General features: G+C 77.7%; 18 protein-coding genes. 12 read left to right on the forward strand and 6 right to left on the reverse strand.

The annotated features are described in order from the left end of the window. The first annotated feature begins 5 nt into the window (after positions 1–5). The 3 genes from ADEH_RS19620 to ADEH_RS19630 are packed head-to-tail and all read left to right on the forward strand — an operon-like array spanning position 6 to position 1,611. Complete coding sequence (locus ADEH_RS19620; protein ID WP_011422846.1) at positions 6–581, forward strand: hypothetical protein; 576 nt, start codon at positions 6–8, stop codon at positions 579–581. Between the two features lie 9 nt (positions 582–590). Then, positions 591–1,295 (forward strand): 7-cyano-7-deazaguanine synthase QueC, encoded by a 705-nt coding sequence (gene queC, locus ADEH_RS19625; RefSeq protein ID WP_011422847.1) that lies wholly within the window; start codon positions 591–593, stop codon positions 1,293–1,295. Positions 1,296–1,329: 34 nt separating this feature from the next. After that, entirely contained in the window at positions 1,330–1,611 is a 282-nt protein-coding gene (locus ADEH_RS19630; RefSeq protein WP_011422848.1) for a polyhydroxyalkanoic acid system family protein, read from the forward strand. 217 nt (positions 1,612–1,828) lie between these two features. Here the strand turns inward: ADEH_RS19630 and ADEH_RS19635 are convergent, their stop codons facing one another. Then, a complete protein-coding gene (locus ADEH_RS19635; RefSeq protein WP_232287345.1) occupies positions 1,829–2,092 on the reverse strand; it encodes a hypothetical protein in 264 nt (87 codons plus the stop codon). 223 nt (positions 2,093–2,315) lie between these two features. Here ADEH_RS19635 and ADEH_RS19640 point away from each other — a divergent pair, with 223 nt between their 5' ends. Beyond that, complete coding sequence (locus ADEH_RS19640; protein WP_011422850.1) at positions 2,316–2,669, forward strand: hypothetical protein; 354 nt, start codon at positions 2,316–2,318, stop codon at positions 2,667–2,669. Between the two features lie 99 nt (positions 2,670–2,768). Beyond that, positions 2,769–4,655 (forward strand): N-6 DNA methylase, encoded by a 1,887-nt coding sequence (locus ADEH_RS19645; protein ID WP_011422851.1) that lies wholly within the window; start codon positions 2,769–2,771, stop codon positions 4,653–4,655. Between the two features lie 6 nt (positions 4,656–4,661). Here the strand turns inward: ADEH_RS19645 and ADEH_RS19650 are convergent, their stop codons facing one another. The 3 genes from ADEH_RS19650 to ADEH_RS19660 form a co-directional block, all read right to left on the reverse strand. Beyond that, the gene (locus ADEH_RS19650) at positions 4,662–5,270 is read right to left on the reverse strand and encodes a HAMP domain-containing histidine kinase (RefSeq protein WP_011422852.1); all 609 of its coding nucleotides are present in this window, start codon (positions 5,268–5,270) and stop codon (positions 4,662–4,664) included. A gap of 114 nt (positions 5,271–5,384) precedes the next feature. Continuing rightward, positions 5,385–5,867 carry a methyltransferase family protein gene (locus tag ADEH_RS19655; RefSeq protein ID WP_011422853.1) on the reverse strand — a complete coding sequence of 161 codons (483 nt, stop codon included), beginning with the start codon at positions 5,865–5,867 and terminating at the stop codon, positions 5,385–5,387. A 43-nt stretch (positions 5,868–5,910) separates the two neighbouring features. Then, complete coding sequence (locus tag ADEH_RS19660) at positions 5,911–6,393, reverse strand: Fur family transcriptional regulator (protein ID WP_049760138.1); 483 nt, start codon at positions 6,391–6,393, stop codon at positions 5,911–5,913. 133 nt (positions 6,394–6,526) lie between these two features. Here ADEH_RS19660 and dacB point away from each other — a divergent pair, with 133 nt between their 5' ends. The 7 genes from dacB to ADEH_RS19695 all read left to right on the forward strand — a co-directional run bounded on the left by dacB (position 6,527) and on the right by ADEH_RS19695 (position 15,068). Further along, the gene (gene dacB, locus ADEH_RS19665; protein WP_232287346.1) at positions 6,527–8,728 is read left to right on the forward strand and encodes a D-alanyl-D-alanine carboxypeptidase/D-alanyl-D-alanine endopeptidase; all 2,202 of its coding nucleotides are present in this window, start codon (positions 6,527–6,529) and stop codon (positions 8,726–8,728) included. Positions 8,729–8,830: 102 nt separating this feature from the next. Next, complete coding sequence (locus ADEH_RS19670; protein ID WP_011422856.1) at positions 8,831–9,322, forward strand: single-stranded DNA-binding protein; 492 nt, start codon at positions 8,831–8,833, stop codon at positions 9,320–9,322. A gap of 149 nt (positions 9,323–9,471) precedes the next feature. Beyond that, positions 9,472–10,251, forward strand: a complete 780-nt coding sequence (locus tag ADEH_RS19675) for a DUF4253 domain-containing protein (protein WP_011422857.1) — start codon at positions 9,472–9,474, stop codon at positions 10,249–10,251. 189 nt (positions 10,252–10,440) lie between these two features. Next, positions 10,441–13,350, forward strand: coding sequence for a tetratricopeptide repeat protein (locus ADEH_RS19680; protein ID WP_011422858.1), 2,910 nt, complete (start codon positions 10,441–10,443; stop codon positions 13,348–13,350). 25 nt (positions 13,351–13,375) lie between these two features. After that, positions 13,376–14,056, forward strand: coding sequence for a haloacid dehalogenase type II (locus ADEH_RS19685; RefSeq protein ID WP_011422859.1), 681 nt, complete (start codon positions 13,376–13,378; stop codon positions 14,054–14,056). 185 nt (positions 14,057–14,241) lie between these two features. Continuing rightward, positions 14,242–14,580 (forward strand): ArsR/SmtB family transcription factor, encoded by a 339-nt coding sequence (locus ADEH_RS19690; protein WP_011422860.1) that lies wholly within the window; start codon positions 14,242–14,244, stop codon positions 14,578–14,580. Then, positions 14,577–15,068 (forward strand): SRPBCC family protein, encoded by a 492-nt coding sequence (locus ADEH_RS19695; RefSeq protein ID WP_011422861.1) that lies wholly within the window; start codon positions 14,577–14,579, stop codon positions 15,066–15,068. The genes ADEH_RS19690 and ADEH_RS19695 overlap by 4 nt, the downstream gene beginning before the upstream one ends. 34 nt (positions 15,069–15,102) lie before the next feature. Here the strand turns inward: ADEH_RS19695 and ADEH_RS19700 are convergent, their stop codons facing one another. Further along, positions 15,103–19,431 carry an acyl-CoA dehydratase activase-related protein gene (locus tag ADEH_RS19700; RefSeq protein WP_011422862.1) on the reverse strand — a complete coding sequence of 1,443 codons (4,329 nt, stop codon included), beginning with the start codon at positions 19,429–19,431 and terminating at the stop codon, positions 15,103–15,105. A 121-nt stretch (positions 19,432–19,552) separates the two neighbouring features. Then, positions 19,553–20,809 (reverse strand): dipeptidase, encoded by a 1,257-nt coding sequence (locus ADEH_RS19705; protein WP_011422863.1) that lies wholly within the window; start codon positions 20,807–20,809, stop codon positions 19,553–19,555. Positions 20,810–20,881: the final 72 nt, after the last annotated feature.

Genomic DNA, 20,881 nt, shown 5'->3' on the forward strand with positions numbered 1-20,881 from the left:
GCCCCGTGCCCCGCCGTCCGTCCCACCGCGCGCCGCGCGCGCTCACCCTGGCAACCCTGCTCGCCGCGCTCGGCGCCCCCGCGTGCAACAGCGACGGCGGCGAGGACTGCCCGGGCGAGGTGATCGGCGTGTTCGGCCTGCAGGCCCGCCGGGTGGACGCCTCGACGGCCTGCACGGTGGGGCCTGAGGGCGGCTGGGCCGCGGCGGTGCCGGCGACCATCCCGGCGGAGCTCGCGGCCGATGCGGCGGCGGTGTTCCCGGTGACGCTGGCGCAGGACCCGCGCACCGGCGCGGTGGCGCTCTGCACCGGGCGCGAGCACGAGGCGGTGCTGCGCGGGGCGCGGAGCGGCGACCACGTCCAGGCCTCGGCGGCGGCCGGCGAGGCGGTCCTGAGCGCCTGCGCCGCCACCTGCACCGCGGCGCTCACCGTCGCGATCGAGGGCGACCTCGCGTTCCCGGCGGGCGGGCCGCCGACGCTCGCGGGGACGCTGGTGGAGACCTACGGGGCGACCGGCGGCGCGTGCGCGCCCTGCGTGCTCCCCTGCACCGCGAGCTACGCGTTCACCGCGGTGGCCCGCTAGGATCCGGAGATGGCGAAGGCGACGAGCGAGGCGCGGCGCGCGGTGGTGCTCCTGTCGGGCGGGCTCGACTCGAGCACCTGCCTGGCGGTGGCGCGCGCCGAGGGGCTGGAGGCGCACTGCCTCTCGGTGGACTACGGGCAGCGGCACAAGGGGGAGCTGGCGCGGGCGCGGCGGATCGCGCGGGCGCTCGGCGCCGCCGGCCACCGCGTGGTGAAGGTGGACCTCTCCGCGTTCGGCGGGTCGGCGCTCACCGACGCGGCCATCGCGGTGCCGAAGGGGCGCAGCGAGGCGAGGATGGCCCGGGACATCCCGGTCACCTACGTGCCGGCCCGCAACACGGTGATGCTCTCGCTCGCGCTCGCCCACGCCGAGGTGATCGGCGCGGAGCAGATCTTCGTGGGCGTGAACGCCATCGACTACTCCGGCTACCCGGACTGCCGCCCGGCGTTCCTGCATGCGTTCGAGCGGCTGGCGAAGGTCGCGACCCGGGCCGGCGTGGAGGGGCATCCGCTCCGCATCCGGGCGCCGCTGCTCCGGCTCTCGAAGGCGGGGATCGTCCGGCTGGGCACGAAGCTCGGCGTCCCGTACCGCATGACCCTCTCGTGCTACGACCCGATCCGCGGCCGCGCCTGCGGCCGATGCGATGCCTGCAGCCTGCGCCGAAAGGGATTTGCCGAGGCCGGGGTGCAGGACCCAACTCAATACGCGAAGTGACCGGCCGGAGGGCCGTCGGAGGAGACCCGCAAGGATGCCGCAGATCACGAGGAAGTACCCCGGCAAGAAGGCCGGTGAGATCTACGAGAAGGTGGACGAGGTGATGGAGCGCATCGCCGAGAAGCTCTCCCTCGACTACCAGAAGGACGGCGGCGCGAAGACCGGCAAGGTCTCGAAGATGGGCGTGAGCGGCGCCTACGCGGTGAAGGACGAGGAGGTCGTCATCGACCTCAAGTTCCCGATGCTCGTCCCGGGCTCGATGCGCGACAAGGTCCAGCAGGACATCGAGCGAAAGCTGGACGGGCTGTTCGGGTAGCCCCGCTCGTCCTTCGACAGGCTCAGGACGAGCGAATTCTACCGCTCACCCTGAGCGTAGGCCGGGCCGTCAGGCCCGGCCGGAGTCGAAGGGTCACCCTGAGCGTCCCTCGACTCCGCGCGGCCCTGGCACGATCATCCGCTCACCCTGAGCGTAGGCCGGGCCGCCAGGCCCGGCCGGAGTCGAAGGGTCGGGATGAGCGGGCGGAGCCGAAGGCTCAGTCCAGCGGCACCACGATCGCCCCGGCGCGCTCGTTCATGCGCTCCACCGCGGCGTAGATCGCCTGCAGCGGAGAGTCCCCCGAGCCGGACGCCGACTTGAGCGCCGTCCGGCGGCGCTTCGCGGACGGGCCGGCCACGATGCGGGCGCCGGCGCGGCCATGCAGCGCGTCCGGCCAGACCCGGACCTGCATGCCCGCGCGGTAGAGCGCGAGCAGCACACGTCCCATCTCTGCGGCGACGCGTTCGTCGGCGTAGGTCATCGAGCTTTCCGTGGTGCGATCCCGCCGGGTCCGGCCGCGAGGCATGGCCTCATCCTCCCGGAATCCGGCGTTCGGCTGCGCATCCTAGCGGGGGTGCCTGACAGCGCCAGTTTCCGGCTCCGCCGGTCGGGTGCGGCCGGCCTGGCCAGGCCCCAACAGGCCCCTCGGACGTGGCGCCGCGGCGGCTTCTCGCCCCCGCGCGGCACGGCTACGTTCAGGGTGCATGATCGCGCGCTGGACGAGCTTCGCGGTGGGGCTGGCGCTCCTGCTCGCGCCGCTCGTGCTGGGATACGGCGAGGTCGGGCCGATCCTGCACGACGTGGCGATGGGGCTGCTCGTCTGCATCGGCACGGTCGCGGCGATCGAGTGGCCGCCGGCGCGGTACGCGCTCGCGGCGCCGGCCGCGTGGCTGGTCTGGACCGGCCGCGGCGCCTCCGAGCCCGCCGCCGGCGTGGCCGAGATGACCGCCGGCGCGGCGCTGCTGGTGCTCGCGTTCGTGCCGGGCGCGCGCGCGGTCCCGCGGCTCGGGCGCGTGGGGCGGCCGCAGGAAGACCGGCCGGACCACGCCCGCGCCTGACGCGGTGCTCCGGCCCCGCGCCGGATCGCGCATCGCGTACAATCCGCCCGTGCCCGCCGCCGCCCCCGTCGCGATCGCCCACGCCGGAGCGTCCGCGCGGTGACCCCCCGGCGCGCGAGCCCTCCCGCCGATCCGACGCGGGCCGCGCTCGACGCGCTCGCCGCGCTCGCGCCCGGCGACCAGCTCGCGGTGGCCGCGGCGCACCTGGGCGGCGACCCGCAGCCGGTGCTCGCCCGGCTCGGGCTCCGCGCCGGCTCCGAGCTGGACCCGTCGCCGGAGCGGCTCGACGGCGCGCTGCTGGAGGCGCTCTGCGCGCGGGCGCTGGCCGGCGCCGACGGCGCGGTGTTCACGCCGCCCGCCGAGGCGCGCGCCCTCGCGGCGCTGGGGCTCGCCCACGCGGCCGCGCGGCGGGGCGGGCCGGCGCCGGCGGACGCGGCGGCGGCGCTGCTCGCGGGCCGCCCGCTGCCGGCGCTCTCGCGCGCGCTCGACGGGCTCCTCGTGCTCGACCCGGCCTGCGGCGGCGGCGCGCTGCTCGCCGCGGCCGAGCGGCTGGCGCGCGGCGTGGGCGCCCGGCTGCGGCTCGCCGGGATCGACGTCGCGCCGCTGGCCGCCCGCGCCGCGGCGGCCCGGCTCGCGCTGCTCGGCGCGCGCGCCGACGTCCGCCGCGCCGACGCGCTCGCCGCCCCGTGGCCGGCCGCCGACCTGGTGCTCGCGAACCCGCCGTTCCTGCGGCACGAGCGGCTCGCCGCCGCCGCGAAGGCGCGCGCCGCCGCGGCGAGCGGGCTGGGACGGCAGGCCGACCTCTCCGCGCACTTCGCGGCGGTGGCGCTGCGGCACGCGCCGGTGGCGGCGCTGGTGTGGCCGCGGGCGCTCGACGTGTCCCGCTCGGCCGAGCCGCTCCTCGCCGACGCGCGGGCGCGCGGCGGGTTCGCGGTGCGCCTGCGCTCGCGCGCGGCCGGCAGCTTCGCCGCCTCGGTGGACACCGCGCTCGTGGTCTGGGCGGAGGGCGCCGCCGACGCGCCCGCCGCGGAGGCCTCCGTGCCGCTCGCCGCGCTCTCCGCCGCGGAGCTCTCGGCGCTCGCCCGCGGCGCCGGCGGCCCGCGGGTCCGCCTGCGGCGTCCGCGGCCCGCGGCGGCGCGCGGCGCGGCGCCCCTCGGCGCGCTGTGCGAGGTGCGCTTCGGCACGAAGAGCGGGTGCAACGCGTTCTTCCACCTCGCCCCGCTCGGCGGCGGCCGCTTCGCCTCGCCGCTCGCCGGGGAGGTCCGGCTGGCGCCGGGCGACGTGGTGCCGCTGCTCGCCTCGCTGAAGGAGGCGCGCGCGCCGGAGCTGGCCGAGCCGGCCGGCGTGCTGTTCCGCCCGCCCGCCGCGCCCGGCGCCGCCGCGCGCCGCTACCTCGCGCTCGGCGAGGCCGCCGGCGTGCACCGCCGCCCGAGCTGCGCGGGCCGCTCGCCGTGGTGGCGGCTCGCGCCCGGCCGCGGGCCCGCGCCGCTCCTCTACCCGGCCAAGGTGGGCGCGCGGGCGTTCGCGTTCCTGAACGAGGCGGGGCTGTGGGAGGACAAGAAGTGGCACGCGCTGTTCCCGCGCCCGGGCGCGCCGCCCGCCTGGCAGGTGGCGCTGCTGCTCGGCGCCACGCCCATCCGCCTCGCCGTGGACGAGGGCGCCCGCCAGCTCACCGGGGCGCAGGCCATCGCCGACGTGGACTGCCGCGTGCTCGCGGCCGCGCCGTTCCCGGCGGCGGACGCGATCCGCGCCGAGGCGGCGGAGCTCGCCGCGCTGCGCGCCGCGCTGGCCCGCGATCCCGTCACCACCGACCTGCGGGCCATGCTCGACCGGCCGGCCCAGCGGGCGCTCGATCGGCTGGCAGGGCGCCTGCTCGGCGAGACGGCCGCGGCGGTGGAGCGGCAGCGCGACGCGCTCGCGGAGCGGGTGGCGGCGCGCCTCGCGCACGCGGCCGAGGTGCGGCGGCTGCTGCTGCGGGCCGGGTGAGCCCGGTCAGGCCACGTCGCCGTCCGGCGGCAGCGCGTCCGTCAGCACGTCCGCGGCGCGCCGCGGCAGCGTCGCGACGTAGGCCGTCCCCGCGCGCGTCCGGATGCGCGCGAGCTCGCCGCGGTGCTGCAGCAGGATCTTGCGCGCGGCCGCGAGCCGGAGCGTGCCGACCTGGTCGTCGGCGCCGTCGGGCCTCACGCCGCGCTCGAAGTACGTGACGAACGTGTCGCCGCGGTCGATCGGGCGCGCGAACTGGATGCGCACCACCACGATGTCTTCGTGCGCTCGCCAGCGGAGCCACACCCGCTCGTCCGCCCGGGTCCGCTTCAGCGCGTCCTCGAGCAGGATCGTCACCGCGTAGGTGATCCGGCGCGGATCCCACTCCCCCGCCCCGTCGCGCTCGGCGTCCGGCGCGTACTCGACGACGCGGTCGGGGAACCGGGCCCCGACGTCGTCGAGCGCGCCGCGGCACAGCGCGGCGAGGGTGGTCGGCTGGAGGTCGAGCGGGAAGTCCTCGTGCTCGCCCCCGCGGTTCAGGTTCCGGTCGGCGGCCGGGGCCTGGCGGCCGAGGAGCTGCTCGCTCCCCGGGTTCATCGCGCTGGTCTCGATCGTCACGTCGTGCTCCGGAGCAGGTGACCCGCACCGCGGGCCTGGTTCATGTAGGGAAAGCCCGGCGACGTGAGGAAATTCCGGACCTGTTCCGGCGAACGTGAGCGCCCGCGAGGAGCGTCAGCCCCTCCGGCGCGGCGGGCGAGGGATCCACCGCGGGACGCGGCTCCGAAACGCGTCGTACTCGCCGCCGAACGTCTGCCTGAGCCTGGGCTCCTCGTAGCCGACCACGAACAGGTGGAACGCGAGCCAGACGAGCGCCCCGTACCCGAGCACGCGCAGGTCGCCGAGAAGCAGCCCCTGCCCGGCGATCACCGAGAGGACCGCGACGTACATGGGGTTCCGGACGTATCGGTACAGCCCGCTCACCACGAGGCGCCTGGGCGGGAGGACCGGCGCGGGCGTGCCGAGCCCGCGGATCGCGAAGCGCGCGAACGACTCGAGCACCGCGGCGACGCCCGCGAGGACCAGGATCGCCCCCAGGGCGCGCGCCCCGGTGAACGGGGGCGGCCGCATGCGCCACCCCGCGATCCACCACGGCACCACCCCGGCCACGGTCGCCGGGGCGATGGCGAGGAAGACGAGCGTCCCGAGGAGCGCCATGCGCCGGGACAGCGGGGGGCCGGGCGAGCGGATGGCCAGCGCCTCAGCCCCGCGGCGCCTCGCGCGCCTGGCAGTCCGGGCAGGTCCCCACCAGCTCGTGGTGGTGCGCCTCCAGCCGGAACCCGTACCGCGCGGCCACCTCGCGCTGCAGGATCTCGAACGCCTCGAACTCGAACTCGACCACCTTCCCGCAGCGGGAGCAGACCAGGTGGTCGTGGTGGTGGCGGCCGAAGGTGGTCTCGTAGCTGCGGGCGTCGCCCGCGACGATGGCGGGCTCGAGGATGCCCGCCTCGGCCAGGAGCGGCAGGGTCCGGTACACGGTGGCCTTGGACCCGCGGATCCCGCGCTGCTTCAGGTCCGCGATCAGCTCGTCGATGGGGTAGTGCCCCTGGCGCGCGAGGGCGGCCTCCACGATGGCGGCGCGGGCCTCGGTGAGCCGCAGGTCCCGCTGATGCAGGAACCGCTCGAAGCGCTCCAGCGCCTCGCGCGTGCGCCCGTCCACGCCTTCCGCGCGTCCCCCGCTCACATCGTCATACCTAGCGAGCGGGGGACCCTCCCGTCAACGCGGCCCCGAAATACCCCACGCCCGCCCGGGCGTTCACCAGGGCGCGCGCTCGCCTGCGCGTCCACCGCCCGCCCATCCGATAATGCGGCCCACCGTGCTTCCCTCCTCGACCCCTCCCGCCGCCTTCCGCCCCGTCCTGCTCGCCGCGGCGCTCGCCGCCGCCCTCCTCCCGCCCGCCGCGCTCGCCGCCGATGCGCCCTCCCGCGAGGCGGCCCGGGCGCTCGCCGCCATCGTGGACGGCTCGCCGCTCGCCGGCGCGCGGGTGGGGATCCTCGTCTCGGCGGTGGACACGGGCGAGGTGATCTACGCGCGCGACCCCGACGTGCTGCTCAACCCCGCCTCCAACGTGAAGCTGGTGACGAGCGCCGCCGCGCTGGCGCGGCTCGGCCCCGAGTACCGCTTCGCCACCGAGTTCCTGGTCGAGCCGAAGGGCGGCGCGGCGCGGACGCTCTACGTGCGCGGCAAGGGCGATCCGTCCATCGTGACCGAGCGGCTCTGGGCCATGGCGGGCGACCTCCAGCACCTGGGCGTGAAGCGCGTCGGCGAGCTGGTGGTGGACGAGGGCTTCTTCGACGGCGAGCGGACCGGGCCCGGCTACGACCAGGAGGAGGGCGATCGCGCCTACCTCGCGCCCGCCGGGGCGCTCTCGCTCAACTTCAACGCGGTGGCGGTGCACGTCGGCCCCGGCGACCGGCGCGGCGCGCGCGGCCGGGTCGAGCTCGAGCCGGCGAGCGACTACCTCGAGGTCGAGAACCGCACCACCACCGTGCGCGCAGGCTCGCCGCGGCGCGTGATCATCGAGTCGGTCGCGCGGGGTGGAAAGCAGCGCATCGTGGTGAAGGGGCGCGTGCCGCTCGGCAGCCGGACGCAGCCGCAGTGGCGCCGCATCGAGGACCCGGCGCTCTACCTCGGCCACACGCTGGCGCGGCTGCTCGAGCTGCGCGGGGTGAAGGTGGGGAAGGTGCGCGCCGGCGCGACGCCCGAGGGCGCGCGGCTGGTGCTCGTGGCGCAGTCGGACCCGCTCGGCGAGCTCGTGCGCCGGCTCAACAAGACCTCGAACAACTTCGTGGCCGAGCAGCTCCTGAAGACGCTCGGCGCCGAGGTGAAGGGCGCGCCCGGGACCTGGCCGAAGGGCGTGCAGGTGGTGGAGGAGTTCCTGGCCGAGGCCGGCGTGCCGCGCGGCACGTACGTCATGAAGAACGGCTCGGGCCTCAACGACACGAACCGCTTCAGCGCGCGGCAGCTCGTGACGCTCCTCCGCGCCATGTACGCGCGGTTCCCGCTCCAGCCCGAGTACCTCTCCTCGCTGCCGGTGGCCGGCCGCGACGGCACCATCCGCTGGCGGATGGAGGGCACCGAGGCCGCCGGCCGGCTCCGCGCCAAGACCGGAACGCTCGAGAACGTCACCAGCCTCTCCGGCTACGTGGAGGACGGCGCGCACCGGACGCTCGCGTTCGCGGTGCTGGTGAACGACTACCCGGGCCGCTCCGCCGGCGTGCGCCGCGCGGTGGACGCGCTCGGCGCCGCGCTCGCCGCGAGCGGCGGGCCGCCGGCCGGCCTCGAGGCGGCGGTGGCGCAGGGGAAGGAGCCCGGGCCGGCCGCGGTGGTGGCGGTCGCCGCGACCACCGACCTGGCGCGCTCGGCGCAGCCGTACTACGCGCTCGCCCGCAGCGGCGATCCGCGCAACGAGCCGTTCCTGCGCGGCGCGCTCCGCGCCGAGACCGACCCCGCGCTCCGGCTCGCCATCGCCGAGGCCGCGTACCTGTCCGACCCCGAGGGCGAGGCGGCGCGGCGCAGCTTCCTCGACCTGGTCACCCCCGACGCGCGCGTGCTCGGCCGGCTCTGGTCGGCGATGGGCACCGAGGAGCCGCCGCCCGTCATCCCGTCGATCGCCGAGCTCGCCGGCGAGGGCGTCCCCGAGGCGCTCGCGAAGCTGGTCGAGCTCGCGCCCGCCGCCGCGCTCGACGGCGCGCTCGCGGCCCGCCTCGCCGAGGCGCTCGCCGGCGTGGCCGCGTCCGCGCCCGACGAGCTCGTCCAGGCGCTCCGGGCCGCGCGGGCGTCCGACGCGGACGCCGCCGTCGGCGCGCTCGGCGCCGGGCTGGCGCGCAGCGACGAGCGCGAGCATCCCTTCCCGCCCGCGCTCGCCGCGCTCGCCGGCCGGCAGGACGAGCTCGGGGCCTACGCCCGCACGCTCGGCCCGCGGCTCGAGGAGGCCCGCCACGCCGCCGAGGCGGTCCGCGCCGCGCCGGCGCTCGTGCCCGTCGGCGGGACGGTCGTGCCGGCCTCCGGGCGGTAGGCCGGGGCCCCGGCGTCGCCGATGTCAGGGGGGGCGGCTAGGCTCCAGCCTTCACTCACGACGCCTGCGTCCAGCGCAGGCCACGCAGGGGAGAGCGACGCCATGGTGAACAGGGTCATCCTCGTCGGGAACCTCGGGAAGGATCCGGAGGTCCGGTACACGTCCGGCGGCCAGGCGGTCGCGAACCTCCGCATCGCCACCTCCCGCTCCTGGACCGACAAGCAGTCCGGGCAGCGCAAGGAGGAGACGGAGTGGCACGACGTCGAGGTCTGGGGGAAGCAGGCCGAGCAGTGCGGTGAGTACCTGGCGAAGGGCCGCCAGGTCTACGTCGAGGGCCGCCTCAAGACCGACAAGTGGCAGGACAAGCAGTCCGGCCAGGAGCGGTCGAAGGTGAAGGTGGTCGCCGAGACCGTCCGCTTCCTCGGCGGCGGCGCTGGCGGCGGCGCCGGGCGCGGCGCCGGCGGCCCCGGCCGCCAGCACGGCCCCGACGACGCCCCTCCGGGCGGCTTCGAGGAGCCGGATTCCGGCCCTGGCCCCGGCTTCGGTTCGGGGGGCGGCGCGGGCGGCGGTGGGCCGGACGACATTCCGTTCTAGCCGGCGCGCACCGCGGGCAGCACCGACGGCGGGGGCCTGCTGGCCTCCGCCGTCTTCCGTTCCAGGCGTGGCGCCACGCGGGTTCCGGGGTGCGCGGCTGTCGGCACCGCGCGCATTTGCGGGGTTCGCTGTCCGTGCAATAAGACGGCATGTCCTTCTGGAAGCGATGGCTCGGCCGAGGCGCGGGCACCCCGGAGCCGGCCGGCGAGGCGCCCGAGCCCGAGGTGCCGGAGTTCCCCTATCCGCTGGTCGCCGTCCCGGGCCGCGACGCGGTGGAGGAGTGGCTGCGGCTGCGCGAGCTGTGGCGGCCGGAGGGTGCCTGCCCGGTGCTCCTCGGCCCGCGCGAGCAGGTGGAGTCCGCGCGGGAGGGGCTCGAGGGCGCCGACGTCGCCGCGATGCTGCGGGCCGCCGAGGGGCTCGACGGGCCCGAGGTCCTCGAGCGGCGGCGGCGCGAGGCCGAGGCGGACTACGCCGCCGACCCGTCGGCGCTGCAGGAGAACGGCCTGTTCGTCCCGCAGGGCGAGTGGCCCGCGACGCCGTCGCGCGGCCACCAGCTCGGCGCGCACTGCGACCTCACCACCGACCGCCCGCATCCCGTCGTGTACTTCGCCCGGATCCCGACCGTGCACTCCTGGGAGGCGTTCGCCCACCTGAACTACGGCGCGTGGAACGCGTGCCCCGCGACCGAGGAGCACGTCGCGCTGCACCGCCACTGGCACGAGCGCCACGGGTCGGAGATCTACGCGGTCGCCGGCGACGTGGTGGAGTGCTGGGTGCCGCGCCCGCCCGAGGATCGCGAGGGCGCCGAGGCGCTCGCGCGCGAGCAGTGCCTGTACTGCGACGACATCGTGCACCAGGGCACGCAGACCTTGCTGAACCTCGCCGCCGAGCTGAAGGGCTCGCACGCGTGGTTCTTCTGGTGGGACTGACGGCCGACGCGACGGCCTCGACACGGTCGGGGCTTGCCGCGCGCCCGGACCACGCACAGCGACGCGCGCGCCGCTGCACGCACCCATCGGCACCCCGCGCCACACGGGACGACATCCCGCGACTGCGGCCTTCCCGCGCCGCGCTGGAGTCGCGATCTTGCGTGATAGGCTCGCGCCCTCCCCCGCCACATGGCCACCATCCTCGAGAAGTACGAGCAGATCCTCGCGGCCGACCCCCGGTCGCGCATCTTCGTCGAGCTCGCCCGCGCGCTGCTCGAGCGCGGGCAGCACGCGCGCGCCATCGAGATCTGCCGGCAGGGCCTCGAGCACCACCCGTCCTCCATCCTGGGGCGCGTGATCTGGGGACGGGCGCTCCTCGAGTCGGGTGACACGAAGGACGCGAACGATCAGTTCGAGATCGCCATCGCGGTCGATCCGGGCAGCCCGTACGCGTACAACCTGGTGGGCGAGGCGCTGGTCGCGAAGGGGCTCTTCCGCGACGCGCTGCCCGTGCTCCTGCGGGCCGTGGAGCTGCAGCCGGCGGACGCCCGCGTGCGCGGCTGGCTGGAGCAGGCGAAGCGCGGCGTGCGCGAGGACGGCGCCGCGCCGGGCGCCGAGGACGCGCCCGCGCCGGCGCGCGCCGCCGCGCCGGACGAGGTGACCGAGCCGTACCGGCCGCTCACCGACGAGCCGCCGAAGGCGGAGGTCCCGCCGGAGCTCGAGCCGACCGCGACGTTCGACCTCCCGCCGCGCGCGGCGCCCCGGCCGCGGACGGCCGCTTCACCCACCGTCGCGCCGACGCCCCCGGTGCTGGCGCGCGAGCCGGGCCGGTCGCCGCCGGCCGACGGCGGCGACGCGGCGCTCGAGGCCGCGCTCGCCTTCGACGTCGCCTACCCGCGGAACGCCGCGCTGCCCGCGGACGAGCCGCTCGACGCGCCCGCAGCGCCGGCCAGCGTGGTCGAGCCCCCGGACGCGGACGAGCCGCTGGGCCCGCCCGAGCAGCCGGCGCCTCCGCCCGCGGCGGCGCCTGCGCCGCCCCGCCCGCCGCCCATCCGCGCCACCCCGCCGCCGCTCGCGCGCGACGAGCTGCCCGCGTCGCTGCTCTCGCTCATCCCCGGCCCCCCGCCGCGCGGCGGCGCGCCGACGGGCGCCGCGACGGCAGCGGCGCCCGCGGCCCGCGCCCGTCCGGCGGCCGCGCCGGACGCGGCCGAGGCGGAGCGGATCGCGGCGGAGTACGAGCGCGAGGTGCGCGAGCGCCTGCTCGCCGCGCCCGAGCCGCCCCCCTCCTTCCTGCGCCGCCACCGCCGCGCGGTGCTGGCCGGCGCGGCCGTGTTCGCGCTCCTCGCCGGCGCCGCGGTGTACCTGGTGGTGGACGCGCGCGTCGCCGCCCGGAACGCGGTGGGCGCCGCCGCGCGCGCCCGCGCCGGGCTCGCCCGCGACACCGCCGGCTCGCTCGCCGAGGCGGCGCGGCTGCTCGCCGACGCGCGGCGGATGGGCGCCGGCCCGGAGGTGACCTCGCTCGCCGCGCAGGTCGCGGCGGTGCGCGCCTCCGAGTTCGGCGACGAGGCGGCCAGCGCGCTCGCCTCCGAGCTCATGGCCTCGGACGCGGCCGGCGACGGCGCGCTCGCCGCGCGCTACCTGCTCGCCGCGCAGCCCGGGGAGCGCGCCGCGGCCGAGGCGGCCATCCTCTCCGCCCCGCCCTCCTCCGAGCCGCTGATCCAGGCGCTCGCCGGCCGCATCCTGGCGAGCCGCGGCGAGCGCGAGGCGAGCCGCGGCCGCCTCGAGATCGCCGCGCACGCGAACCCGCCGCTGCTCCGGGCGCTCTCCGACCTGGGCGACGCGGCGCTCGCGGCCGGCGACGCCGAGGGCGCGCTCGCGACCTACGCCGCGGCGCTCTCCGCCCACGCCACCCACCCGCGCTCGGTGGTGGGGGCGGCCGAGGCGCGCCTGGCGCTGGGCCGGGACCTCGACGCGGCCCGCGCCGCGCTCGCCGCGGTGGAGGCCGACGAGGGCAGCGCCCCGCCGCGCGACCTGCGGCTGCGCTTCGAGCTCGCCTCCGCCCGCGTCCTCGCCGCCACCGGCGACGCCGCCGGCGCGGCCGCCCGCCTCGCCCGCGCGGCCCAGGCGCTCGGTGACAGCGCGCCGCTCGCCGCCGCGCTCGCCGACGTGCACCTCGCCGCGCGCGCCTGGGACCGGGCCGAGGCCGCCGCCGCCCGCGCGGTGGCGCTCGCGCCGAAGGACGAGGGCGCGAAGGTGCTGCTGGCCCGCGCCCGCATCGGCCGCGGACGCCTCGCCGAGGCGCTCGCCGCCACCGAGGGCGCCGAGGGCCGCGCCGTGCGCGTGCAGCGCGCCATCGCGCGCTACCGGCTGGGCCAGTTCGCCGCGGCCCGCGCCGAGCTGGAGCGCACCGCCCGCGACGGCCGCATGCCGGCCGAGGCCGCGGTCTGGTACGCGCTCACCGACGTGGCCCAGGGGCGCGCCGCCCGCGGGCGCGCGCTGCTCGAGAAGCTCGCCGCCACCCGCTCGCCGCCGCCGCTCGCGCACGTGGCGCTGGGCCGGGCGCTCGAGGCCGAGGGGCGCGCGGCCGACGCCGAGAAGGCGTACCGCGACGCGGTCACCCGCGATCCGCGCGCCCCGGAGCCGGCGCTGGCGCTCGGGGACCTGCTGCTGCGCCGCGGGCGCGCGGGCGACGCGCTCCCGTTCCTGGAGAAGGCGGTGGCGCTCGATCCGGCCGATCCGGAGGCGCGCCGCGCGCTCGGCGCGGCCCGGCTCGCCGGCGGCGAGGCCTCGGCGGCCCGCGCCGAGCTGGACGCGGTGCTGCTGGCGCGGCCGAAGGACGCCGCCGCGCTGCGCCTGCTCTCCGCGGCCTGGCTCGCGGAGGCGCAGCCGGCGGAGGCCCGCCGCGCCGCCGAGCGCGGCCTCGCCGTCGCGCCGCGGGATCCGGCGCTGCTGCTCGCCGGGGCGCGGGCGGCGCTCGCCGACGGGGACCGCGCCGTGGCCCGTGCCCTCGCCGAGCGCGCCCTGAAGGCGGGAGCCCGGGGCGAGGACGCCGCCGAGGCCCGGCGCCTGGCGGCGACCCAGACGGCGAAGCGCAGGTAGCGCGCGGGGCGCTAGCATCGGGGCCATGGCCCTCGCCCCGGTCCGCGCCGCCGTCTTCGACGCCTACGGAACCCTCTTCGACGTGGCCAGCGCCGCCGCCGAGGCGCGCGGCGCGCTCGGCGATCGGTGGCAGCCGCTCGCCGAGCTGTGGCGGGCGAAGCAGCTCCAGTACACCTGGCTGCGCAGCCTGGCCGGCCGGCACGCCGACTTCTGGCAGGTGACCGGCGACGCGCTCGACTTCGCGCTCGAGGCGCTCGGCCTCGCCGGGCCGGGGCTGCGCGACGGGTTGATGGACGCTTACCGCCGCCTCGCCGCGTACCCGGAGGCGAGGGACGCGCTCACGCGCCTGCGCGGCGCCGGCGTGCGGCTGGCGGTGCTCTCGAACGGCGCGCCCGCCATGCTCGCCTCCGCCGCCGAGAGCGCCGGCCTCGCCGGCCTGCTCGAGCAGGTCCTCTCCGTGGAGGACGTCGGCGTCTACAAGCCGCACCCGGCCGTCTACCGGCTGGCGGTGGATCGCCTCGGCGTTCCCGCCCCGGAGATCCTGTTCGTCTCCTCGAACGGATGGGACGCGTTCGGCGCGAAGGCGTTCGGGCTCCAGGTGGCCTGGTGCAACCGCGCCGGCCAGCCCGCGGAGCGGCTCCCCGCCGCCCCCGACGCCGAGATCCGCTCGCTCGCCGAGCTGCCGCCGCTGCTGGGCCTGCCGTAGGGCGCTCGCCCTTCGACAGGCTCAGGGCGAGCGGGTCGGAAGCCGCTCGGGCTCAGGGTGAGCGGAGAGGATCCGCTCGTGGTGAGCCCCGTCGAACCGCGAGCGGATCTGGCCCGACCATCCCGTTGGGTCGCACGCGCGGTGAGGGCTTGCGCGGGCCGGCGGCCTGCTTAACACTGAACCATATGGTTCAGTATACGGAGCGGCTCGACACCACGTTCGCGGCGCTCGCGGATGCGACCCGGCGCGGCGTGCTGGAGCGCCTCGGCCGCGGGGACGCGTCCATCGGCGAGCTGGCGACGGGCTTCGAGATGACGCTCACCGGGATGAAGAAGCACGTGCGGGTCCTCGAGGACGCTGGGCTCGTCACGACGGAGAAGGTCGGTCGCGTGCGGAGCTGCAGGCTCGGCCCGCGCCGGCTGGAGGACGAGCTCGCCTGGATGGCGGGGTATCGCCGGATGCTGGAGGCGCGCCTCGACCGCCTGGACGCGCTCCTGAAGCGCACGAAAGGACGGACCGAATGACGAGCCAGGCCGTGAAGCAGCGCGCCGCGAAGGCGGCGGTGTCCACCCCGACCGACCGCGAGATCCGCGTGGAGCGGATCTTCGACGCGCCCCGCGAGCGCGTGTGGCGAGCGTTCACCGACCCGGCGCTGCTGGCGCAGTGGTGGGGTCGCGGGAACGAGCTGGTGGTCGAGCGGTACGAGCTGGAGAAGGGCGGCCACTGGCGCTTCGTGGAGCACGCCGACGACGGCGTCCACGGGTTCGAGGGCCGCTTCCGCGAGGTGACGCCGCCCGAGCGGCTCGCGATGACGTTCGAGTGGGACGGCATGCCGGGCTACGTCGCCATCGAGACCACCGTGCTCGAGGACCTGGGCGACGGCCGCACCCGCCTCGTCGCGACCACGCTCTTCCACACCACCGAGGAGCGCGACGGCATGCTCGGCGCCATGGGCGAGGGGCTGGACCAGAGCTACGCCGCGCTGGATCGGCTGCTCGCCGGCGGCGCGTGAGCGGGACCGCCGCCCGCTCGCGGTTCGACGGGGCTCACCGCGCGCGGGCCTCTGGATGCTCCGGTCGCCCTGAGCCTGTCGAAGGGCGGGCGGAGGCGGCCCGGCCGGCCTGGCGGCGCGCGAACCGCTCCTTCACCTCGTAGGCGAAGCCGTCGAGGATCTCGGGGTCGATCGGGTCGCCGTTCGCCGAGAGCGTCAGCGAGAGCAGGCCCTCCCGCGCGGCCGCGTGGTAGAGCTGCGCCTCGGCGAGCCGGGTGGGCATGCAGTCGAGCGGGCCGGCGCAGAGGATCCCGTCCACGCCGCGGTGCCGCCAGGCCTCGAGCGCGAGCCCCATCGCCAGCACCGACTCGTGCTCGAGGTCCTCGCGGAGGTAGCCCTGCGCCTCCCTCGCGACCCGGTGCGGCGGCTCCGGGGCAGGCCAGCCCAGCGGCTCGCCCGCGGCGCGGAACACGAGGTTCACGATGCGCTGGCGCAGCCGGCGCTTCAGGTGGTCGCCCACGCTGCCCTTCAGGCCGCGCCGGAACTGCACAGCCTCGGAGTATTGCAGGTACTCGACCACGGGCTCCAGCCGGACCCGCACGCCGCGCCGCTCCAGCTCGTCGGCCACGTGGCCGTTCGAGGCCGGGTCCGAGCGGACGTAGATCTCGCCCACCATCTGGACGGTGGGGTACGGCCGCGGGTCGCGCGCGGCGGCCAGCTCGCGCGCGCACCCTGCCACCGCATCCCGGATCCCCCAGAGCCCGCCGCCGAGGACCTCGCGGAGCACGGTGCGGGCCGACAGGTCGCCGGACGCGCCCCGCTCGACGGCCTCGAGCAGCCGCGCCGACCACCGCGCGTGGATGGCGTTCGCCGCGCCGGGCGCCCGCTCGACCGGGCGGGCGTCGCGCAGCGCGTCCGCGAGCGCGCCGCGGGCGGAGGCGCCGGCGAGCACGATCGCGCCCAGGCCGGGCGGGACGCCCTCGAAGTAGTCGTGGTCGGGCGGCGACCAGATCTCCACCCGGTCGGAGAGCCCGGCGCGCTCCAGGATCAGGCGGTGGAGCTGGCGGTACATGCCGAACCGGCACGGGCCGCTCGAGCCGGGCATGAAGAAGGTGAATCGGCCCTCCGACTCGCGGGCGAGGTGCTCGAGGAGCGCGCCCGCCGTGATCGTCATGGGCAGGCACTCCTTGCCGCTGGTGTGCCGCCGCCCGAGCCGGATGGTGTCGGCGGTGGCGGGCGGCAGCACCTCCGCGTGCAGGCCGACGCCGCGGAACGCGGCCGCGAGCGCCTCGGCCTCCGGCCCCATGGGCGGCACGAGCACGCGGGTCCCGTCGGCGCGCACGTCGGCGAGCGTCCGCTCGCGGAGCGGCATCGGCTCGGCGGCCGGGCGTCCCTCGGCCCCGTGGCCGCGGAGGTCCTCGCGGACGCAGTGCAGGAACGCCTCGACGCGGGTCTTCGTGCCGGCGTCGGCGGCGTGGCCGTCGGTCTCGACGATCGCGAAGGGCTTGCCGTCGAGGAGCCGCGCCAGGTGGTGCTGGGTGAAGCTGTCCGGGCCGCAGCCGTAGTTGCTGGTGAAGATGGCGTACACGCCCGGCGTCCGGCGGACCCGGTGCGCCGTGCGCAGGATCCGCTGCGTGTAGGACCAGAACGCGCCGGGCACGAGCGGCGTCGCGCCGTCCAGCGGGAAGCAGTCGAGCGGGATCGCGACCGCGCCCTGCTCGCGCAGCAGCGCAGGCACGTTCGCGTTCAGCACCTCGTCGTGGATGGTGTAGGTCCGGCCCAGCACCACCACCGCGAGGAGCCCGTCCGCCCGGCAGCGCTCCAGCGCCGCCGCGCCGATCGCCTCGAGCCGCGCGTCGAACGCCCGCTGCGCCTCGCGCGCCGCCTGGTGCGCGCGCCGCGCGGCGGCCCGGTCGCGGACGCCCACCCGCGCCGCGAGCGCGTCCATCGACGCGACGAACCGCTCCGAGTCGAGGTAGCCCGCGCCGCCCGCGTTCAGCGTGGGGGCGACCAGCCGGCGCGCGAAGTCCTCGCCCAGGTCGGTGGCGAGCACGTCCGGCGCGCCGTGCACCATGGGGCAGAGCCAGGTGTGGCGCTCGTCGCGGACCCGCGGCAGGTCGCGGATCATCGGGAAGAACAGGTGCTCGGCCCCGGTCGCGGCGAGCGCGGCCGCGACCCCGTGCACCTGCTGCATGGGCGCGCAGAACGGGACGTTGCAGAGGTCGATCCCCTTGCGCAGCGCCTCGCGCCCGCCGGAGCCGAGCACCTCCACGCCCAGGCCCAGCGTCCGGAAGAACGTGCCGAAGTACGCGAGCAGCGTCTTCAGCTGGAACGCGTCGGCGAGCGCGACCCGCGGGGCGCCGGCCGGCGCCGTGCCCAGCCCCTCCACCAGCGCGCGCACCGCCGCCTCGCGCTCGCGGAACGGGTCCGGCGCGCCCGCGGGGAGCTTGCGCGCGCGGGTGCCCTGGTCGAACAGCGCGCAGGCGCCGCCCCAGGTGAAGGCGCGCCGCTCGCCGCCCACCGCGGTGCGGAGCCGCTCGATGCGGCAGCGGTTGCCGGCGCCGCCGCAGCCCTCCGCCGAGCGGCACACGAACGTGTCCTTGCGCTCCACCCGCGCGGCGAGGAAGCGCGCGAGGTCGAGCGCGCCGGCCCGGCCGTCGTCGAGGCCGGCGAGCCCGGCGCGCGCCAGCCGCGCGATCCCGAACGCGCCCACCGTGCCCGGCGAGGGCGGGACGATCACCTCGGCCCCGGTCTGGCGCGCCACCGCGGCGGCGAGCGCGTCGGCGCTGAAGGGCATGCCCTGGCAGAACACCACCTGGCCCACCGGGCGCGCGCCCTTCACGCGGTTCACGTAGTTCTGCACCACCGACTCGTAGAGCCCCGCCACCACGTGGGCGCGCGGCGCGCCGGCGGCGGCGGCCTGGTCGAGGATCTCGGCCATGAACACCGCGCAGTGCTGGCCGAGCGCGACGCAGCCGTCCGCGCCGATCGCCTCGCGCCCCAGCGCCGCCGCGTCGAGCCCGCCCAGCCGCCGCCCCTGCTCCTCGATGAAGGAGCCGGTGCCCGCGCTGCACGCCTCGTTCATGGCGGCGTCCACCACCCGCCCGCCCTCGAGCCGGATGTATTTCGCGTCCTGCCCGCCGATCTCGAAGATGGTGTCCACGCGCGGGTCGTAGGCGCAGGCGCCCTCGGCGTGCGCGGCGATCTCGTTCAGCACGAAGACCCGGTCGGCGCCGAAGCAGGACGCGAGCAGCGACCCGACGATCTCGCGCCCGCTGCCGGTCACGCCCGCGCCGGTGACCGCGCGCCGGGCGCACGGGCCCTCCAGGAACGCGGACACGAGCGACTGCGCGGCCCGGACCGGATCGCCGGACGTGCCGGTGTACGCCTCCCAGGCCGGCATGCCGGCGGCGAGGTCGAGCGCGACCGCCTTCGAGCCGGTGGAGCCGATGTCGAGGCCGAGCAGGAGCGGGCCGTCGCCGGCGGGCGCCGGCGGGCGCGGGATGCGGCGGACGCTCGGCAGCGCGCCGGCGAGCGGCGGGAGCGCGTCGAACGACGCGTGCTCGGGCGGGCGGAACAGGCCGGCGAGGGCCGGCACCGCCTCCGGGCGCGCCGCGGCGAGGAGCGCGCATCCGAGCGCGTCGAGGTACAGCGCCTCGTCGCCCTCGGCGTCGCCCGGCGGGCCGCGCAGCTCGAGCCCGCGGCCCGCGAGCGCCTCGCGGAAGCAGGCCCGCACCCGCCGCGAGCGGCTCACGCCGCCGGTGAGCCACACGTCGCGCGGGCTGCCCGGACGCACGAACACCAGCACGTTCGCGCAGATCGCGTCGAACAGGCCCGCCAGGATCCGCTCGCGCGCCTCGCCGCGGTTCGCGAGGTGCGTCATGTCTGTCTTGAGGATCACCGGGCAGCGGCCGGAGAGCGGCGCCGCCTCGGCGCCCACCGCGAGCGCGTCGGCCTCCGCCGGCGTGAGCCCGAAGCGCTCCACCAGCTGGCGCAGGAAGTTGCCGGTGCCCTGCGAGCAGCGCGGGTTCTCGCGGTAGCGGTCGCGCCCCTCCGCCTCGTGCACCAGCACCGAGAACCCGTGCGCGCCGAGGTCCACCACCGTCGCCGGCGCGGCCCCGTGCAGCCGCACGTGGCCGGCGGTGCGCGCCTGCTTGGGCGGGATCCGCGGCAGCTCGAGGCGCCGGCCGAGCCGCCCGGTGGCGCGCGCGCCGGCCACGCCGGCCCAGCCCCATGCCCCCAGCACCTCGCCCACCGCCGCGGCCGGGTCGCCGCCGTGCTCCACCAGCGCGCGCCGCGTCCAGGCGAGCGCGCCGCCCTCCCCCTCGACCTCCGCGAGCTTCACCGTCTCGGCGCCCGCGTCGATCCCCACGAACCGTTGCATGGCGCGAGTGTCACGCCGATGGGCGGGGAAGGCACGCCCGAAAAGCGGGCACCTGCCGGCGGCCCGGGAGCGTGATCGGGATCAACGCAAGGTCCGGGCGAGCGTGCCGACGCGACCCCGTTCACGGAGCGTCGGCGCGCAGCGCGCGCGACACGCGCTCCACCTCGCGGAGCACGCGCACGACGTTCCCGCCGAGGAGCTTGCGGACGTCCTCGGGCGAGTGCCCGCGGGCGAGGAGCGCCGCGACGAGCCTCGGCAGGTCCGCGTGCGACGCGATGCCGTCCGGCGGGACGATGCCGCCGTCGAGGTCCGACCCGAGGCCGACGTGGTCCACGCCGGCCACCTTCACGAGGTGCTCGACGTGGTCCACGAGCACCGAGAGCGGCGGGCGCGGCAGCGCGTGCGCGACGCGGAGCTCGGCCAGGTAGGGCGCCCACCTCCGCTCGACCGGGTCCGCGCCCTCGAGCGAGCGCGCCAGCGCCGCCACCTCCGGCGCGTGCGCCTGCTCGGCGGCCGCGGCGCGCGCGGCGAATCCCGCGTCGAGGAACACCGAGTGGAAGTTGACGCCCACGACGCCGCCGCCCGCCGCGATGGCGCGGACGAGGTCGTCGGGCAGGTTGCGGCGGTGGTCGGACAGGGCGCGCGCGCAGGAGTGCGTGGCCAGCACCGGCGCGCGGCTCGCGGCGATGGCCTGGGCGGCGGACGCGTCGGAGAGGTGCGAGACGTCCACCGCGATCCCGAGCCGGTTCATCTCGGCGACGGCGGCGCGGCCGAGCGGCGAGAGCCCGCCGTGGCGCGGGGCGTCGGGCTTGCCGGCGTCGGCGAACGCGGTGTGCGCGTTCCAGGTGAGCCCGACGTAGCGGACGCCGAGCGCGTGCATGCGTGCCAGCTCCGAGAGGTCACCGTGGAGCGGCTCGGCGCCCTCCATGCCGAGGAGGACCGCGATCTTCCCCGCGGCCCGGGCCGCGAGCAGCTCGTCCACGCTCCCCGCCATGGCGAGCTCCGCGGGGTGCCGGGCCACCTGCGCGCGCACCGCCGCCGCGAGCGCGAGCGCCCGCGCGTGCGCGTCCGCCTCGGGCAGCTCCGGCGGATGCCACAGCACGAAGAAGGCCGCGCCGACCCCGCCGCGCCGCATCGAGTCCAGGCTCACCTGGCCCAGCTCGCGCCGCGGCGCGCCGAGATCGTAGCGCTGGTCGAGGAGCCACTGCGGGGTGTCGAGGTGCAGGTCCACCACCGGCGCGTCGCGGAGGACGTCCTCGGCGGAGCTCGTGGACGCCGCGCGCGGCGCGGGGGAGGCGGCGCCCGGACCGGCGCAGGAGAGGAGCATGGGCATCGCGAGCAGCCAACCGATCCGCGACGTGCGCGGCTCCGTGGGCATCCAGGCTACCGGGCCATGCTATGCGGCCTCGAGCCAGGCGTCGAACGTCGGACCCGCCAGGACCGCGGCCGG

Origin of the sequence: Anaeromyxobacter dehalogenans 2CP-C (assembly GCF_000013385.1) — a bacterium.
Classification (GTDB): domain Bacteria; phylum Myxococcota; class Myxococcia; order Myxococcales; family Anaeromyxobacteraceae; genus Anaeromyxobacter; species Anaeromyxobacter dehalogenans_B.

Coding starts and splice junctions, on each gene's coding strand:
- ADEH_RS19670 (WP_011422856.1), top strand. CDS start 8,831: ATGGTGAACAGGGTCATCCTCGTCGGGAACCTCGGGAAGGATCCGGAG.
- ADEH_RS19690 (WP_011422860.1), top strand. CDS start 14,242: ATGGTTCAGTATACGGAGCGGCTCGACACCACGTTCGCGGCGCTCGCG.
- queC (WP_011422847.1), top strand. CDS start 591: ATGGCGAAGGCGACGAGCGAGGCGCGGCGCGCGGTGGTGCTCCTGTCG.
- ADEH_RS19685 (WP_011422859.1), top strand. CDS start 13,376: ATGGCCCTCGCCCCGGTCCGCGCCGCCGTCTTCGACGCCTACGGAACC.
- ADEH_RS19630 (WP_011422848.1), top strand. CDS start 1,330: ATGCCGCAGATCACGAGGAAGTACCCCGGCAAGAAGGCCGGTGAGATC.
- ADEH_RS19655 (WP_011422853.1), bottom strand. CDS start 5,867: ATGGCGCTCCTCGGGACGCTCGTCTTCCTCGCCATCGCCCCGGCGACC.
- ADEH_RS19680 (WP_011422858.1), top strand. CDS start 10,441: ATGGCCACCATCCTCGAGAAGTACGAGCAGATCCTCGCGGCCGACCCC.
- ADEH_RS19705 (WP_011422863.1), bottom strand. CDS start 20,809: ATGCCCACGGAGCCGCGCACGTCGCGGATCGGTTGGCTGCTCGCGATG.
- ADEH_RS19700 (WP_011422862.1), bottom strand. CDS start 19,431: ATGCAACGGTTCGTGGGGATCGACGCGGGCGCCGAGACGGTGAAGCTC.
- ADEH_RS19675 (WP_011422857.1), top strand. CDS start 9,472: ATGTCCTTCTGGAAGCGATGGCTCGGCCGAGGCGCGGGCACCCCGGAG.
- ADEH_RS19635 (WP_232287345.1), bottom strand. CDS start 2,092: ATGACCTACGCCGACGAACGCGTCGCCGCAGAGATGGGACGTGTGCTG.
- ADEH_RS19695 (WP_011422861.1), top strand. CDS start 14,577: ATGACGAGCCAGGCCGTGAAGCAGCGCGCCGCGAAGGCGGCGGTGTCC.
- ADEH_RS19640 (WP_011422850.1), top strand. CDS start 2,316: ATGATCGCGCGCTGGACGAGCTTCGCGGTGGGGCTGGCGCTCCTGCTC.